Annotated in this window: 13 protein-coding genes; 11 read left to right on the forward strand and 2 right to left on the reverse strand. The window is 53.8% G+C overall.

What is annotated here, in order from left to right:
- The first annotated feature begins 130 nt into the window (after positions 1 to 130).
- From KJS55_RS06685 to panF, 9 genes are all read left to right on the forward strand, one after another.
- The gene (locus tag KJS55_RS06685; RefSeq protein WP_346345686.1) at positions 131 to 1315 is read left to right on the forward strand and encodes a plasmid recombination protein; all 1185 of its coding nucleotides are present in this window, start codon (positions 131 to 133) and stop codon (positions 1313 to 1315) included.
- An 88-nt stretch (positions 1316 to 1403) separates the two neighbouring features.
- On the forward strand, positions 1404 to 1718 hold the full coding sequence (locus KJS55_RS06690) for an ArsR/SmtB family transcription factor (protein WP_119345130.1): 315 nt from the start codon (positions 1404 to 1406) through the stop codon (positions 1716 to 1718).
- 90 nt (positions 1719 to 1808) lie between these two features.
- Complete coding sequence (locus KJS55_RS06695) at positions 1809 to 2810, forward strand: permease (RefSeq protein WP_213542967.1); 1002 nt, start codon at positions 1809 to 1811, stop codon at positions 2808 to 2810.
- Between the two features lie 20 nt (positions 2811 to 2830).
- On the forward strand, positions 2831 to 3175 hold the full coding sequence (locus KJS55_RS06700) for a thioredoxin family protein (protein ID WP_213542968.1): 345 nt from the start codon (positions 2831 to 2833) through the stop codon (positions 3173 to 3175).
- A 1229-nt stretch (positions 3176 to 4404) separates the two neighbouring features.
- The gene (locus tag KJS55_RS06705) at positions 4405 to 4986 is read left to right on the forward strand and encodes a helix-turn-helix domain-containing protein (RefSeq protein ID WP_213542969.1); all 582 of its coding nucleotides are present in this window, start codon (positions 4405 to 4407) and stop codon (positions 4984 to 4986) included.
- 307 nt (positions 4987 to 5293) lie between these two features.
- Positions 5294 to 6589, forward strand: a complete 1296-nt coding sequence (locus tag KJS55_RS06710; RefSeq protein WP_213542970.1) for an SLC13 family permease — start codon at positions 5294 to 5296, stop codon at positions 6587 to 6589.
- A 340-nt stretch (positions 6590 to 6929) separates the two neighbouring features.
- Positions 6930 to 8378: a beta-Ala-His dipeptidase gene (gene pepD, locus KJS55_RS06715; RefSeq protein ID WP_213542971.1), complete on the forward strand. Its 1449-nt coding sequence runs from the start codon at positions 6930 to 6932 to the stop codon at positions 8376 to 8378.
- Positions 8379 to 8455: 77 nt separating this feature from the next.
- On the forward strand, positions 8456 to 8767 hold the full coding sequence (locus KJS55_RS06720; protein WP_213542972.1) for a YhdT family protein: 312 nt from the start codon (positions 8456 to 8458) through the stop codon (positions 8765 to 8767).
- Entirely contained in the window at positions 8764 to 10290 is a 1527-nt protein-coding gene (gene panF / locus KJS55_RS06725; RefSeq protein WP_213542973.1) for a sodium/pantothenate symporter, read from the forward strand. Before KJS55_RS06720 ends, panF begins: the two co-directional genes overlap by 4 nt.
- Before the next feature lie 108 nt (positions 10291 to 10398).
- Here panF and KJS55_RS06730 read toward each other — a convergent pair whose 3' ends face one another.
- A complete protein-coding gene (locus KJS55_RS06730) occupies positions 10399 to 11118 on the reverse strand; it encodes a FadR/GntR family transcriptional regulator (RefSeq protein ID WP_187029892.1) in 720 nt (239 codons plus the stop codon).
- 452 nt (positions 11119 to 11570) lie between these two features.
- Positions 11571 to 13019, reverse strand: coding sequence for a sulfatase family protein (locus tag KJS55_RS06735; protein ID WP_187029894.1), 1449 nt, complete (start codon positions 13017 to 13019; stop codon positions 11571 to 11573).
- Positions 13020 to 13243: 224 nt separating this feature from the next.
- Here KJS55_RS06735 and KJS55_RS06740 point away from each other — a divergent pair, with 224 nt between their 5' ends.
- The gene (locus KJS55_RS06740) at positions 13244 to 14029 is read left to right on the forward strand and encodes a sulfite exporter TauE/SafE family protein (protein WP_213542974.1); all 786 of its coding nucleotides are present in this window, start codon (positions 13244 to 13246) and stop codon (positions 14027 to 14029) included.
- A 74-nt stretch (positions 14030 to 14103) separates the two neighbouring features.
- Positions 14104 to 14928, forward strand: a complete 825-nt coding sequence (locus KJS55_RS06745; RefSeq protein ID WP_213542975.1) for an amidohydrolase family protein — start codon at positions 14104 to 14106, stop codon at positions 14926 to 14928.
- The last annotated feature ends 148 nt before the right edge of the window (positions 14929 to 15076 follow it).

Genomic DNA, 15076 nt, shown 5'->3' on the forward strand with positions numbered 1-15076 from the left:
CCACACCACCCCGTAGGGCGCAAATGCGCTTTTGATGGCCGATAGGCTGTCGAAAGTGCTTTTGCGTTACTTTCGCAGAAAGTAACAAAGGCCCGCCGCTGGCGCGGCGGAAAAGGAAGGAGGGATTGATTTGAAAAGGACGATCAGCGTCATGGTGGGGCGCGGCTCGGTCAATCACAACAGCAGAAAGTTTCACGCTAAGAATACCGATCCAGAGCGTTCCCACCTGAATGTAACATACTGCCGGGAGAATATCAAGGCGGTGTACCATGAACTTTTTGACGAGGCTTTGGAGCGGTACAACGCCAAGCAGACCAGGGTAGACCGCAAGATTGAAAACTACTATGAGAAAATCCGATCCGGCAAGCAGGAAAAGCCGTTCCATGAAATCATCCTGCAAGTAGGCAACAAGGAAGATATGAGCGCCGACAGCGACGAGGGGTGGCTTGCGGCGGCGGTGCTGGACGAGTACATGAAAGCGTTTCAGGAGCGCAACCCCAATCTCCGGGTATTCTCGGCTCACCTTCACATGGATGAGGCCACGCCCCATCTGCACATCGACTTTGTGCCGTTCACTACCGGGAGTAAACGGGGGCTGGACACACGGGTATCGCTGAAACAAGCGTTAGCGGCCCAGGGCTTCAAGGGCGGCACCAGAGGGGACACGGAGTGGAGCCAGTGGGTGCGCTCGGAAAAGGAACAACTCTCCGCTGTGATGGAGCGCCACGGGATAGAGTGGGAGGATAAGGGCACCCATGACAAGCACCTGTCTGTGCTGGACTACAAGAAGGAGCAGAGGACAAAGGAAATCGCCGCCCTGGAGACAGTCAAGGCGGAGAAAGAGAGCCAGGTGGAGAGCCAGGAACGGCGGCTGAAAGAACTGGCCCCGGCGGTAAAAAACATGGAGCGGTTGGCGGCGGATTTCTCCGGCGACCCGGAGGAAATTCTGCCAGAGGTTGGGACGCTGGAGAGCGGCAAGTCCTACCGGGAGAAAAAGGCAAAGCCCCTGCTGGCGAAAATTGTCCAGGTGTTGCGCTCTTTGTACCGAGCCTACATCGAACTGAGCGAAAGGCTCGTGGATGTTCAGATGAAATATAACCGGGTATGCGGGGAAAACAGCCGCCTGAATGATCGCATGACAGAAATATGGCTGGAGAACAAGAAACTGCGGCAGATTTCCACCGACTACACACGGGTCAAGCGGGTCTTTGGCCCAGAGCAGGTAGTAGCGGCGGTGGCGGCCGATAAGCAGAGGGAACAGGCGGAGAAAGGCCGCAAGCGGCCCCGGCGTTCTCTTGAGCGTGGCGGGCGTTGACTTCAAAAAATTTTGATTGAACTGTTGACAAACGCATAATTGCCGCATATACTAATCATATCAAAATAATTTGATGTGAGGCGAAAACATGGGGACAGCGTATCAAGAGCAGGCAAAGGTATTCAAGGCCCTCTGTGACCCTAAGCGGCTTGCAATCCTGGAACAGTTAAGGAGCGGTGAAAAGTGTGCTTGCGTCCTGCAAGAGCCATTGGATTTAACGCAGTCCGGCCTTTCCTACCACATGAAAATCCTCTGCGATTCTGGCATTGTTGTCAGTCGCCAGGAGGGTAAATGGATGCACTACCGCCTGAGTCCTGCTGGCAGGAACTATGCGGTGGAATTGCTGAAGAAGTTGACAACTCCAGACATGGAGCATGAGGGTACCTGTCCTCGTTGTGGATAGAAACGCCATCTAAGTAGATGGCGTTTCTATCGGCACGATACATCAAAAATTTTTGATATATTTTCTATCTATGGAAAGTGAGGCTTTTGTATGGGCGTGTGGGATTTCATTCAAGACCAGGTGCTTGGCATGAAATGGCTGAATGAACTTCTTGGCGTTGGGCTGTCGGCGCTGGGCTTAGATGTAAATGGACGCATAGGCGGCAGTATTCAGTTTTTCATCTATGATGTTTTGAAAATCACGGTGCTGCTCTGTGTGCTGATTTTTGCGATTTCCTATATCCAAAGTTATTTCCCTCCAGAACGGAGCAAACGCATTTTAGGGCGTTTCCGTAGGATTTGGGCAAATATCATTTCCGCTCTGCTGGGAACTGTAACGCCTTTTTGTTCATGCTCATCTATTCCGCTGTTTATTGGTTTCACAAGCGCGGGGCTTCCTTTGGGCGTGACATTTTCTTTTCTGATTTCGTCTCCAATGGTTGATTTAGGAAGTCTTGTCCTGCTCATGAGCATTTTCGGGGCAAAAGTGGCTGTTGTCTATGTGATCCTTGGACTCGTGATTGCGGTAATCGGCGGTAGCATGATTGAAAAGTTGCGTATGGAAAAGTATGTTGAAAGTTTTGTACTTTCGGCTGGCAGCGTTGACATTGAGTCTCCAGACCTGGCAATCCGGGAACGGCTCACCTACGCAAAGGAACAAATGCTTGGCACATTCAAGAAAGTGTTTCCCTATATTTTAATCGGTGTCGGGATTGGCGCTGTAATCCACAACTGGATACCGGAAAGTTGGATCGAAATGGTGCTTGGCAGCAGTAATCCCTTTGGTGTGATCCTGGCTACTATCGTTGGTATTCCGATGTATGCGGATATTTTCGGCACAATTCCTGTTGCGGAGGCGTTGCTTTCTAAGGGGGCACAACTCGGCACCGTCTTATCCTTTATGATGGCTGTTACTACCTTGTCTCTGCCGTCCCTTATCATGCTCCGCAAAGCCGTCAAGCCAAAACTGCTGGCGTTGTTTATCGCCATCTGCACCATTGGTATCGTCATCGTCGGCTATCTGTTCAATGTGTTCCAATTCATTTTGATTTAATTTTTAGGAGGTAATGAAACATGAGACTGTTCAGCAAGAAGAAAGAAGAACCTGCGTCCTGCTGCTGTGGCGGCAACTGCACCCCAGAAACGATGGCCCATGCAGAGGCGGTCAAGGCTTCCAGTGGCGTTAAGGTGCTTGGCTCCGGGTGCGCCAAGTGCAACGCTTTGGAGGAGGCCGCCTGTGAGGCGCTGGCCGAGTTGGGGATGGACACCGCGATCGACCATGTAACGGATTTCACGCAGATCGCCGCCTATGGCGTAATGACGACCCCCGCTCTTGTGGTAGATGGGAAGGTGGTATCTTATGGAAAGGTTTTGAAAAAAGACGAGGCCAAAGCCCTCATTCAGAAGGTAAGAGGATGATTTATAGCAACCCCAGCCGGGGCCGTCAATGGTCAAGATGAACGGCGCACAAGTGCGCCGCCATTGACCGCCCCGCCCGGTCTTGCTCTGCGGTCATCAAGGCGGGCAAGCCCCAAAGGTGCTTGCCCGCCTCCTTTTATTTTGGGTGGGGCCGGTTGTCGAATTGCGTCCCATAATGGGATTGATTTCCGCCCTTGGCGGAAATCTCCCCCTCCCACCGCCCAGGGAGCGTATGCGTTCCCTGGGCGGTGGGGTGTTGTCGAAACTTGCCTCAATTTGAGGCAAGTTTCGACAAGATTATGCAGGCAACTAAAAAAGTTGCATTTCCCCATTTTTTGTAGTAGAATATAACCATAAACCACCTGAAACAACTGTAAAAGGGCCGATTTCATGGCAACGATATGGCAACAGGAAGTCGGATAGCCCCTGCTTTTACGGTAATGCAAAGAATGTAAATATTATGTGCTAAATCGTCTTAACAAACCTGTTTAAGATGGGCTTGTCAGGAGCGAGTGGGAATGAAAACGAAGACAGACGCTGTCCTGACTTTTGGGCAGTGTCTGTTTTTTTGGTGCAGCAAAAGGACTGCTTGGGCGGAAATCAAACGAGGACCCTCTGTTGCTCAGACGCCCCAGGGAATTCGTGCAGGAAAAACTTGCCAGGCCGGGAAGACTGCCTTCTATTCCCAGGATCATATCCGTGATCATCTTCGCTTCGTGTATTGCCTGGCTGCAGCTTCTTCAAAATTGCCTTTGACAAAACGGAGCCCCTGACCTACGGAAGCCCCCAGTTCGCCAACGTGCAGAGCCTGGCACTCCCCTTCTGTGCAGCCTGCGCGGAACTCAAGCATCCTCTGGGCAGAAGCGGCGAGGAAGCACGTGAGCGCTCCTGCCAGGCATTGCTGTCCGGCCAGGCCGCACAGGCGGACCCCTTCTCGCTGAAAACGGGACGCTGAACTTTGCGGCGATTCTCCTGGCCATTACCGGAGTCCTGAATCCCATAGCTGATGCTCCGCAGGTCTTCGTGGTGCTCCCCTTGCTGCGGAAATGTGGGCCGGACGAACTGCCTGTATCTGATCTGCCGCCCCGACAGCGCACGTGCCAATTTCGGCGGAGGCGATCGATGCCACACCAGCTTCCATCATCCGCGAGGTCTACGCTGCGTAGGTTGCCATCTGTCGTGCTGTCGGTTAGAATACAGCTAAACAAATCTGCAAGGGAGGCCTATTCATGAACTACGTGTCCGGCAAAACCATTCGCAGTCTGCGGGAGAAGCGGAACTTGACGCAAAAGGCGCTGGCCCGGCTGGTGAATGTAAGCGACAAAGCGATCTCGAAATGGGAGACTGAAAAGGGCCTTCCGGATATTGGGGTTCTGGGCGACTTGTCTCAGGCTCTGGGCGTCTCCATCGCTGAATTGATGACAGGGGACCTGAAGGCCAACGAAAACACCTCCGCCAACATGAAGAAAAGCCGGTTTTATATCTGCCCTATCTGCGGAAACAGCATCATGGCGGTGGGTGAGGGATGTTTTTCCTGCTGCGGCGTCACGCTCCCGCCCCTGGAGGCGGAGCCCTGTGATGAGGCCCACAGTCTAACCCTGGAGGAAGTGGATGGCGAGTACTATGTGACTATGCGACACGAGATGAGCAAGACGCACTACATCTCTCTGATTGCCTATGTGACTCTGGACTCCCTGGAGGTGGTCAAGCTCTATCCGGAGCAGGATGTCTCCGTCCGGCTGCGCAAAAAGGGGCGTGGTATTCTGTACGCCTGCTGTAACCGAGACGGTCTGTTTCGAAAAGCGATCTAAGTCGGTGGCTTTCCAGCATCCCCCTGTATTCTTTACCTTTTCGCAAATTCCGGAGGCATGCGTGCTGCGGCACACATGCCTCCTCCCTGTTTGATGGCTCATATTCATTCTGTAAGCTGTTTCTTCCAGACCGGTATCATTCTTAGACAGCGCCTGTGTTTTATACCAGCGGCTTGCCGGGTGTCGAGCCAGCGCAGTTTCATATTTTTCTCAAGTCCTTTCTTGATTTGCAATTTAAAACATAGTATGTTATATGTAGTTCGTACAATATGGTGATTCGCGTGTGATACAGAGAGGAGATTTTCCAATGAGTCCTGCCATTCTCACTATTATTATCTTTTTCCTGTGCATTCTTTCTTTTATTTGGGAGAAAATTCCGCTGGCTGTGACCTGTCTGCTGGGAGGAATTGCCCTGGCGCTTTTAGAAATCATTGACTATGTGGATATCTACTCCAACATGGGCACTCAAGTGGTGGCTATTGTCATCGGAACCAGCATGGTCGGCCTTGGATTGGAATCCGCCGGAATCTCGGACATGGTAGGGAGCGCACTTCGCAGGACGGGAATTGCCAAAAATGAGCGGCTTTTTATTACCATCATTGTCTTAGTAACCGCGCTTCTCTCCGCGTTTTTATCCAACAGTGCGGTCATCGCCATGTTTATCCCCATCATTCAGGGAATGTCTAAGAAAAGCCAGGGTATTGTGAAACAAAAGCATGCGCTTCTGGCCGCCGGACTCGGCTCTGCCGCAGGAGGCGGACTGACGCTGGTGGGCACCGCGCCGATTGTCACCGCCAGCAGTATTGTGGAGAACAGCGGCCTACCCGGAACCCGTGCTTTTACCTTTCTAGAGGTGGGCTACAGCATGCTGCCTGTCGTCATTCTGATGGCGCTCTATTTTGCGACCTTTGGCTATAACCTGCAGCAGCGCGTCCTGGCGGATCTGCCGGATAATCCCCTGGACGCCCTGATGTCCGGTGAAACGGAGCAGGCATCCACGGCGGTCCCCGTCTGGAAAAAGGCTGTTGCACTGGCCGCCGCATTGTTCATGGTTGTTGGCTTTGCCTTCAATCTCTTTGACATCGGTGCCGTCTCACTGATGGCCGCCGCAATCATGCTGGTATGTGGCGTTATTCCCTGGAAGGCCGCCCTCCGGGACATGGATTGGAATACCGTCCTTGTCCTGGCCTTTTCCGCAGCCCTGGCTGCCGGCCTGAACGAATCCGGCGGGGGTGCGATGATTGCGCAGGGTATTGTCAGTCTCTTTGGCGGCGCCGACGCAAATCCCGCAGTGCTGCTGTTTGTTTGTGTGGCTGTGGGCGCTGTCTTGACCAATTTCATGGGCAATGCCGCCTTAGTCATTGCCATGATCCCCATTTCACTGGAGGTGGCCCTGACCTGTGGCGCTAATCCCATGTGCTTTGCCCTTGCCACCACGGTATCTTGTATGCTGGCCTTTTCCACTCCCATCGGAACTGCCTGCGTGACACAGACTCTAGTCGGCGGATACCGCTACCATGATTTTGTAAAAATTGGTTTACCCATTAATATTCTGGCAATTCTTGCCGTGGGACTGGTCTCTCCAATTGTATACGGTTTGTGATAAATTCTTTTTATTCAACAATTTGTTTTTATAGCAGGTCTGTTTTGATTGCTGCCCTTCCTCCCAGAATCTGTGTTTTTTGAAAGCAAGCAACCTCCAAGCCTGCCTCTGTTCCGGAGTTCCGGCGTTGCACTTCATTCCCTGTTTTGACACGATCAGGGACTCTTCCCGTCAAAACATACCATTACACGGTCTTATTCGTCTTTTTTACCGATAATTCTCTGCCTGTTTCGTCAAAACGTAAAACCTCGGAAAGAATCTTGACTTTCTGCATCCAATGTAGTACGTTTTATATAAGCCGTTGTACATTGTATATGTGTATGGAAAGGATGATGCCACCATGAACTATGTGCTTGATTCCAGCAAAGCCCATCACAAATATTTCGAGGAACTCTGCTATATTCCTCATCCGCCCTTTCAGGAAAAAGCCCTCAGCGAATACGTGATTGCTTTCGCCAAGGAGCGCGGCCTTTGGCATTATACAGACTCCCTTTATAATGTTGTGGTAAAAAAGCCCGCTACCCCGGGTTACGAAAACGCAGCGCCCGTCATGCTGCAGGCCCATATGGACATGGTCTGCGAAAAGACGCCGGAAAAGGTGTTTCATTTTGAAACCGATCCGCTTCAGCTCCAGGTTCGCGATGGATGGGTCATGGCTACCGATACTACCTTAGGTGCAGACGACGGCTATGGCGTGGCCTATATGCTGGCCATTCTGGACGCGGATGACATCCCCCACCCCGCCTTGGAATGCTTCTTCTCCGTACAGGAGGAGGTTGGCATCGGCGGTCCCCGGGGCATGGATTATTCTCAGCTCAGTGCCAGACGATACATCAATCTGGATGGTGTCCAAGAGGGTTCCACCAATGTTTCCACCGCCAACGTCATCGGCGGCGACTTTAAGCGGCCCATCGTCATGCAGGAAAACAGCAAGCCCTGCTACACGGTACACATCTGCGGCCTCAGCGCGGGCCACGCCTCGCTGAATATTGTAAAGGACCAGGCAAATGCGGTCAAGCTGGCGGCACGGATTCTCTTTGCCATTGGCAAGGAGGCCAAGGTGCATCTGGCCTCCATCCAGGGCGGCACCATCCGCAACGGTATTGCGGAGGAATGTGACGCCACCTTCGCCTGCGAGGCATCTGAGGAGCACATCCGTGACATCGTGGCTGCTGTTTTTGCAGCCGCCAGAGAAGAGCATGAACTGACAGACCCTCACATGGACATCCGCCTGCAGCCTGCACCCACCGCCCCGCTGGTTATGGACGATTTGAGCAGCAGCGAGGCCATTCATCTGCTCCATGTTTTGCCCTCCGGCAGCCATATGACAAACAAACGGGCCATCAATCCCACCATGTCTCTGGCCTCCCGCAATATGGGCAATGTCAGCTCGGCGGACGGCGTGCTGACGGTCGGCTATATGTTCCGCTGCAACATCAAGTCGCAGCTCTGGGACTTGTTTGATCAGACCTGCCTTCTGGCCTCCCGCTTCGGCGCCTACTACGACCGCGAGTATGTTTACGCCGGCTATACTGCTGACACGGAACATTCTGAAATGCTGAAGCTCTGGCAAAAGGTGTACCGTGACTTCACGGGTAAGGAGCTCTACCTGAAATACACCCATGGCGGCAGCGATATCGGCTCCATCAACGATGGCATGGGCGGAATTGACGCCATCGTTGTCAGCCCAGACATCAAATTCGTCCATCGGCCCACAGAGGCCATGGACCTGGCTTCCTTCGACCGGACATTTGAATATGTCAAGGCCATTCTTGCCCAGCTCAAGTAAATCCGGCATGACACGTAGATGTATGGGGGGAGTACATTCCGCATCGTGTGATTTGATTTTAGAAAGGAGATATCCCTGTGGCTAATTCAGAGAACAGGCAAATGACCTACGCAGAAAAGCACCAACAAATCAAGAAGGAAGCAAAGTGGACCATGGTCTTATTTGCCATCTGCTTTGTATGGTGGTGCGTAACCGGCTGGGGGCTGGGAGATGTAAAAATCTACTTTTGGCATCTTCCGCTTTGGTTCTGGCTTTGCATCATTGGCACCTATGTGATTGGCTGTGTCGGAACGATCATTCTGATTAAAAAGGTCTTTGTAAACTTTGATCTAGGCGAAGATGACGCAGATTTGGTTGAATCAAAGGTAGAAGGAGGTTCTGCGAAATGACAATGCCAAGCGGCTACCGTTTTGTTTTGGTGGGCGTCATTCTAGCCTACCTCGCGGTCAACCTAATCGTCGGCCTGTGGGCCGGCAAGATGGAAAAAAAGCAGACCACCGGCGGATTCCTCCGTAACTACTTCATCGGCGGACGCTCCATGGGCGGCATTGTGCTGGCCATGACGCTGATCGCCACCTATACCTCCGCCTCCTCCTTTCTCAGCGGTCCCGGCCTTGGCTCCACCCGAGGCCTGACCCAATGCCTGGTCGCCATCATTCAGGTGGGCACCGCCTTCCTGACCCTGGGAATCATCGGAAAGAAATTTGCCCTGATCTCCCGAAAAATCAATGCGGTCTCCGTCTCCGACTTTCTCCGTGCCCGCTACAAAAGCAACACTCTGGTGATTATCACGTCCCTGCTGATGGTCGTCTTTTTCATCACCAACATGGTGGGCCAGTTCGTGGGCGGCGCGGTGCTGTTCGAGACGCTCTCCGGCCTTCCCTATATGGGCGGGCTGCTGATCTTCGGCGTTGTTGTCATTGTCTACTGCACCTTTGGCGGCTTTAAGGGCGTTGTCACCACAGATACCATCCAGGGCTTTGTGATGACCATTGGTACTGTCCTGATTATTGTCTATGCCATTAAAGCGGGCGGCGGTATGGAGAGTCTGAGTTCCTGGCTAGATACGAACCGTCCCGGCTGGGATGTGGCCGGTTTTAATCACACCGGAATCAATGCCACCGGCTTTATCACCTCTTACTGGGTGCTGGTTGGCATTGGAACGCTCGGCTTGCCGCAGAATGCCGTGCGCGGCATGGGCTTCAAGAGCACGCAGGCTATGCACCGCGCCATGATTTTCGGCACCTTTGTCGTGGGCTTTTTGATGATCGGCATGCACTTTGGCGGTGCGCTGATCGGTCCCACCCTAGAGGGTGCAGAGCTGGCCTCCACGGATTACTATGTACCCTATTTTGCCATCAACGAAATGCCTGCCGGTCTTGCCGGTCTGTTGCTGGCGGCACCCCTAGCAGCGGTGATGTCCACGGTCTCCTCCCTGTTGATTCTGGCCTCTGCCAGCATCATCAAGGACCTGTACCTGCACTATATGGTCAAGCCCGAAGTCGATAAGGAGAGCGAGTCCTTCCGCAAAAAGCTCAGCAGATTCAGCTTCTTTGCCACGTTCATCATCGGCGTGATCTGCCTGGCCTTTGCCATCAAGCCTCCCTCTATTATCACCTGGATCAACCTCTATGCTCTGGGAGGATTGATGTGCACCTTCTTCTGGCCCATCATCGGCGGTCTCTACTATAAAAAGTCCAACGCCAAGGCATCTCTTGCCTCCGCTATCTTTGGTGTGGCAGCCTTTGCCATTGGGAATCAGCTCAGAGCCGCCGGACTTATGCCCTTCGAGATGCATGAATCCGTCCCCGGCATTGTGATTGGCGGCATTGCGTTCTTCATCGTCGCCAAGCTGACCTACAAGCCCACTGATCTCACTCCCGAGGAATCCTTCGTGTTCTACGGCGAGTAAGCTCCTTTTCAAAAGTGCGCGGCCTGGTCTCCTCCCCTCCAGGCCGCGCACCTTCTTGCATAAAATTGTGTGGAAAAACAGGAACCGCTTCCGGTTCCTGTTTGATCTTTAATCTCCGTAATAGTCCGGGCGGATCACCGCCTCCAGCTGATCCTCGCAGGTCCTGCTGTCGCCATGGACGACGGCTTCATAGGTTCGGGTGTGGGACTCGATCAAATAATGCCGGTCATGCTCCAAAAGGCGTTTTGTCACCTCTGTGCGTTTAGCCGTGGTCAGTGTGAACAGCAGTCTGGAAACCTCCTGCATCAAGACATTGTCTGAGATGGCAGCAATCTCCATGTGAAATGCCATGTCCTTTTGCATCACTACCTCCAGGCTGGGTGACTCCGCAACCAGTTCCTGGATAAAGTCCTCAAAAACCTGCTTCAGCTCTGCCAGCTTCTCCTCGGTCTTATGGCGGATTGCCAGCCGCAGCGCGGCGATTTCAATCATCTGGCGAAACTCCTTCAGCTGGCGGTAGGAGTCGCCCTGCGTGAACATAATGCCGTAAATCAGCGGATTGAGCATCTGTTGGGAAACTCCGCTGCGGATAAAGGTCCCCTCAGCCCGGCGAATTTCCAGAATGCCATAAGCCACCAGAATTTTCACGGCCTCCCGCACAGAGTTTCTGCTGACCTGTAAGCTCTCGGAGAGCTCTGTCTCCGTTGGAATTTTGTCACCGGGCCGCAGTTTCCCCATAGTCATCGCCTGTGTCAACTGGTCAATTACATTCCAAACCACCGATTGCTGGCCAATCGGCTTCAGGGTATATTCCATCCCAGCGCTCATCGTCTGTACTCCTTATCTATCGCTCTTGTGGCGCCGCCCCGCTCCTGACCGTATTCACAGTCTTTTTCCAGTGCGGCACTGCATATTCAAAAGAATCCCTGAAAGCATCCGCAGTCATTGTCTTGCCTGCTGGTTCTGCCATCGCTCCGGGTGCAGCTGCAAACACCGGGCATTCTCCAGTGCTCGTTCTATGGACAACGCGGGGCGCTTTGTTTGATTGAACTCCCCCAGCTTTGAAAAAGCCGGCGGCTGGACTGAGCCCCCCAAAGGGCAATGCCCCTTGACGGCTTTAGATTGCTTGGAGAAAACCGATCTGGAACAGCATGTCAAGCCTTTTTTGTCTCTAACTGGTCCCAGTATATCGGAATTTATCTCCAAAAGCAAGCAGGAAGAAGAAAAGCGGGCCCCCAATTTTACTTGGAAGCCCGCCTTTTGTTTCCTTCCTTAGAATCTCACCACTTCACTCTGCCGCGGCCGGGCGCCTGCAGGGCCAGATCCTCATTTTTGGTCAAATAGTAAACCATATATTCCGTATACAAATGGTCCCTGGTTTCACGCATCCATTCCACCAGGTGGAGCTTCAGCTCCTTGACCACATCGGCGTACTCCGGCCATTCGATGCGGTTGCTCATCTCATAGGGGTCCTCCGACAGGTCATAGAACTCGTCGTCAGCACCGGTGTGGAAGATGTACTTGTACTTTTCTGTGCGGATGCTGCGAATCGTGTAGAAGCCCATGTGGGAACCGTGGAACTCCGAGACGATATAGGGCTTTCTCTCCTGCTTCTGGCCCAGGCACAGCGGCAGGAAGCTCTGACCCTGTACCTGCTCCGGAATTTGGGCGCCGGCAGCCTCCAAAATTGTGGGGCACATGTCCACGTAGTGAGAGACAAATTCCGTACACACAGAATTTGCGGGAATCCTGCCCTTCCAGCGGGCCAGCAGGGGGACATGGCAGTTATCGTCATACAGGGCGAAGGCTTTATCCCAAATCTTATGTGCCCCCAGATGGTCCCCATGGTCCGTGGAAAACAGCACCAGGGTATCCTCGTCCAGTCCCAGCTCCGCCAGCTTATCCAAAACGCGGCCCACCATGTCATCAATCAGGGTGCACTCACCCATGTATTTGGCGATCAGCTTCTGCCAGTCCTGCCAGGTGAACCGGTCAGCCTCCCAGTACTTGGGTGTGTTATGCTGCACCGCCGGCTTGCGGGTCATATCGTCATAGAAGCTGGGGATGGGCTGAATGTCCTCCGGTCGGTACATGGAGGCATAGGGCTCTGGGATCACGCTGGGGAAATGAGGCCCATGGAAGTCCAGCCGTACAAAGAACGGCTGTTCCTCCTTCGCAAACTGCTCAATATAACCAATGGCCGCTTTGGTGAGATAAGCCGGGCGGCTGCGCTCTAGGTCGATGGGGTCGTCGCCGTACCCGCCCATGGCGGTGGCATAATACTTGGTCTGGGGCGCGGCCGGAATCTCCAGCGTGGCGCGGTAACGGTCGTAATCCCCCAGGCCCACAAAGTGCTCATAGCCAAACTCATCTGGATTGATATCATTGTTGACATGCCATTTGCCCACATAAGCGGTGTGATACCCCTCTTCCCGCAGGCCGTTGATCACCAGGTCGTCACCGGGCTGAATTTGGTTGTCCAGCGGGTGAAGGTTGGTGTTGGTCATGGTTTTGTGGGTGTGCGGATAAGTACCAGTCAGAAATGAGGTTCTGGCAGGGGAACACAGGGGACAGCAGGTGAAGGCATTGGTAAAACGGACGCCCTCTGCTGCCAGCTGGTCCAGATGGTCGGTTTTGACCTTGACTCCATAAGGCGCCTTTCCATAAGCGGAAACCGTGTCAAACCTCTGTTGGTCCGTAGTAATCACAACAATATTGGGCTTTTTCATCGAATCCTTCCTTTCATTGATGAGGCATGGGGTGCTGATCGCGCCGTCTTCTATCAATCAATGTATAACATACTACATTATATGTCAATATCTTTTGGAGACTTTTCCGAAAATTTTTTTCAAAATTCCTTTTGAGGGAATTAGGGTTGACTTTTCCAGGCAGATAGCCGATACTATGTAGAATGTAACGGAAATTTCTGTTGTCAGTGTGAAGGAGGAGTTTCGTGGTCACAGCCATCTCATTGCTGATCTGTTTGGCTGCCTCGGCTTTGGGAGCCATCTGTGGGATCGGCGGCGGTGTTATCATCAAGCCGGTTTTGGATTCTCTGGGCATCTACAGTGTGAGTACGGTCAATTTCCTCTCTGGCTGCACCGTGCTCTCCATGTCCGGCTACACGGTTTTGAAAGGACTCCGGGATACCGATAGCTCCGTGGACTGGGGGCGCACCTCGTTTTTGGCCGTGGGCGCCGCCTTGGGCGGGCTTTTGGGCAAGGAGCTCTTCTCCCAGATTTCCGAGCTGTTTGCCGCCTCGGAGACGGTGGGCGCCATTCAGGCGGTCTGCCTGTTCATCATCACACTGGGCACCCTGCTTTACACCCTGAACAAGCAGCGCATTCCTACCCGAGATCTCCATGGCCGCATGGTCTGTATTCTGATCGGCTTTTTCCTGGGGGCGTCCTCCTCGTTTCTGGGGATTGGCGGCGGCCCTATCAATCTGGTGGTTCTTTTCTATTTCTTCTCCATGGACACGAAAACCGCTGCCCAGAACTCCCTGTACATCATCCTGATCTCCCAGATCAGCAGCCTGCTGCTGACGGTGCTCTCCGGAAGCGTCCCGCCCTTCTCTCTGCCCACGCTGCTCGGCATGGCCGTGTGCGGCGTGCTGGGCGGGATTGCCGGGCGCTGTGTCAACCGGCGGATTCCCTCCGCCACGGTGGACCGGCTTTTTATTGGAATGATGGGCCTGATCCTGGCGATCTGTGTCTATAATTACCTCCGCTTTACCTGATCTTCTGGCCGGCGGACCGCTTTGCCGCTTCCGCCAGGCCGCTGTCACCGGATACCCTGGAAGGAGACCGATTCATGAAAATCATTGACGCCCATTTGCACCTGTTTCCAGAGGACGAGCCCCAGTTCGAGGAGATGGCGCAGTCTGTGGGGCACCATAATTCCACCGCGCACCTGCGGCAGGCGTACCGGGACCTGGGGATTGTCCATGGCGTGGTCATGGGCAACCGCAGCCTGCGGGCTGCGGACCACGATTATCCTGCCGATCTCTTTCACTACTGTGTAGGGCTGGACAGCGCCCTTTTCCGGCAGGGCGGCTCCACGACCGCACATCTGGCGGAGCGGATTGAGGAAAATCTGGCAAGCCCCGCCTGCTGCGGCGTCAAGCTCTACCCGGGCTATAACAAAACCTGGCTGTGGGACCCATTGTATGAACCGGTCTATACCCTGGCGGCTCGGTATCGCAAGCCGGTGGCGATTCACATGGGCCTTACTGCGTCCGCCTCCGCTCATCTCAAATACTGCCACCCCCTGACGCTGGACGAGGTGGCCGCGGACCATCCAAACACACAGTTTGTCATGTGCCACTTTGGAAATCCCTTTCTGGAATCCGCCGCCGCGGTGGTGGAGAAAAATCCCAACGTGGCCGCTGACCTCTCCGGACTGCTGGAGGGCCGGGTGGATTTGAGCCGTTACCAACAAGAGCAAACCGGTTGGCTCTCCCTGCTGCGGACCTGGCTCACTGCCATGGACCGCTGGGAGGATTTGCTCTTTGGCACCGACTGGCCCATTGTCAATCTGGCAGAATATGTGGACTTCATCCGTCTGCTGGTCCCCGAGGCCCGCTGGGAGCAAGTCTTCTTTCACAATGCAAACCGTGTCTACCAATTAGGGCTGTGAGCCAGGGTGGGACGTGCGGAGGACATTGCCTCTGAAATGTCAAGGGAGCCTGCCGGCTGGCAGGCTCCCTTTTCGTCCGGACACATCCGGGTCGTGTTTCTCCGGCGCGGTCTCCATGCACAATCAGTGCGCCACGAACACGGACAGC

This window comes from Pusillibacter faecalis (assembly GCF_018408705.1).
GTDB lineage: Bacteria > Bacillota > Clostridia > Oscillospirales > Oscillospiraceae > Oscillibacter > Oscillibacter faecalis.

Excerpts from the sequence above, each read along its gene's own strand:
- KJS55_RS06690 (WP_119345130.1), top strand. The coding sequence starts at position 1,404 with ATGGGGACAGCGTATCAAGAGCAGGCAAAGGTATTCAAGGCCCTCTGT.
- KJS55_RS06695 (WP_213542967.1), top strand. The coding sequence starts at position 1,809 with ATGGGCGTGTGGGATTTCATTCAAGACCAGGTGCTTGGCATGAAATGG.
- KJS55_RS06700 (WP_213542968.1), top strand. The coding sequence starts at position 2,831 with ATGAGACTGTTCAGCAAGAAGAAAGAAGAACCTGCGTCCTGCTGCTGT.
- KJS55_RS06705 (WP_213542969.1), top strand. The coding sequence starts at position 4,405 with ATGAACTACGTGTCCGGCAAAACCATTCGCAGTCTGCGGGAGAAGCGG.
- KJS55_RS06710 (WP_213542970.1), top strand. The coding sequence starts at position 5,294 with ATGAGTCCTGCCATTCTCACTATTATTATCTTTTTCCTGTGCATTCTT.
- pepD (WP_213542971.1), top strand. The coding sequence starts at position 6,930 with ATGAACTATGTGCTTGATTCCAGCAAAGCCCATCACAAATATTTCGAG.
- panF (WP_213542973.1), top strand. The coding sequence starts at position 8,764 with ATGACAATGCCAAGCGGCTACCGTTTTGTTTTGGTGGGCGTCATTCTA.
- KJS55_RS06730 (WP_187029892.1), bottom strand. The coding sequence starts at position 11,118 with ATGAGCGCTGGGATGGAATATACCCTGAAGCCGATTGGCCAGCAATCG.
- KJS55_RS06735 (WP_187029894.1), bottom strand. The coding sequence starts at position 13,019 with ATGAAAAAGCCCAATATTGTTGTGATTACTACGGACCAACAGAGGTTT.
- KJS55_RS06745 (WP_213542975.1), top strand. The coding sequence starts at position 14,104 with ATGAAAATCATTGACGCCCATTTGCACCTGTTTCCAGAGGACGAGCCC.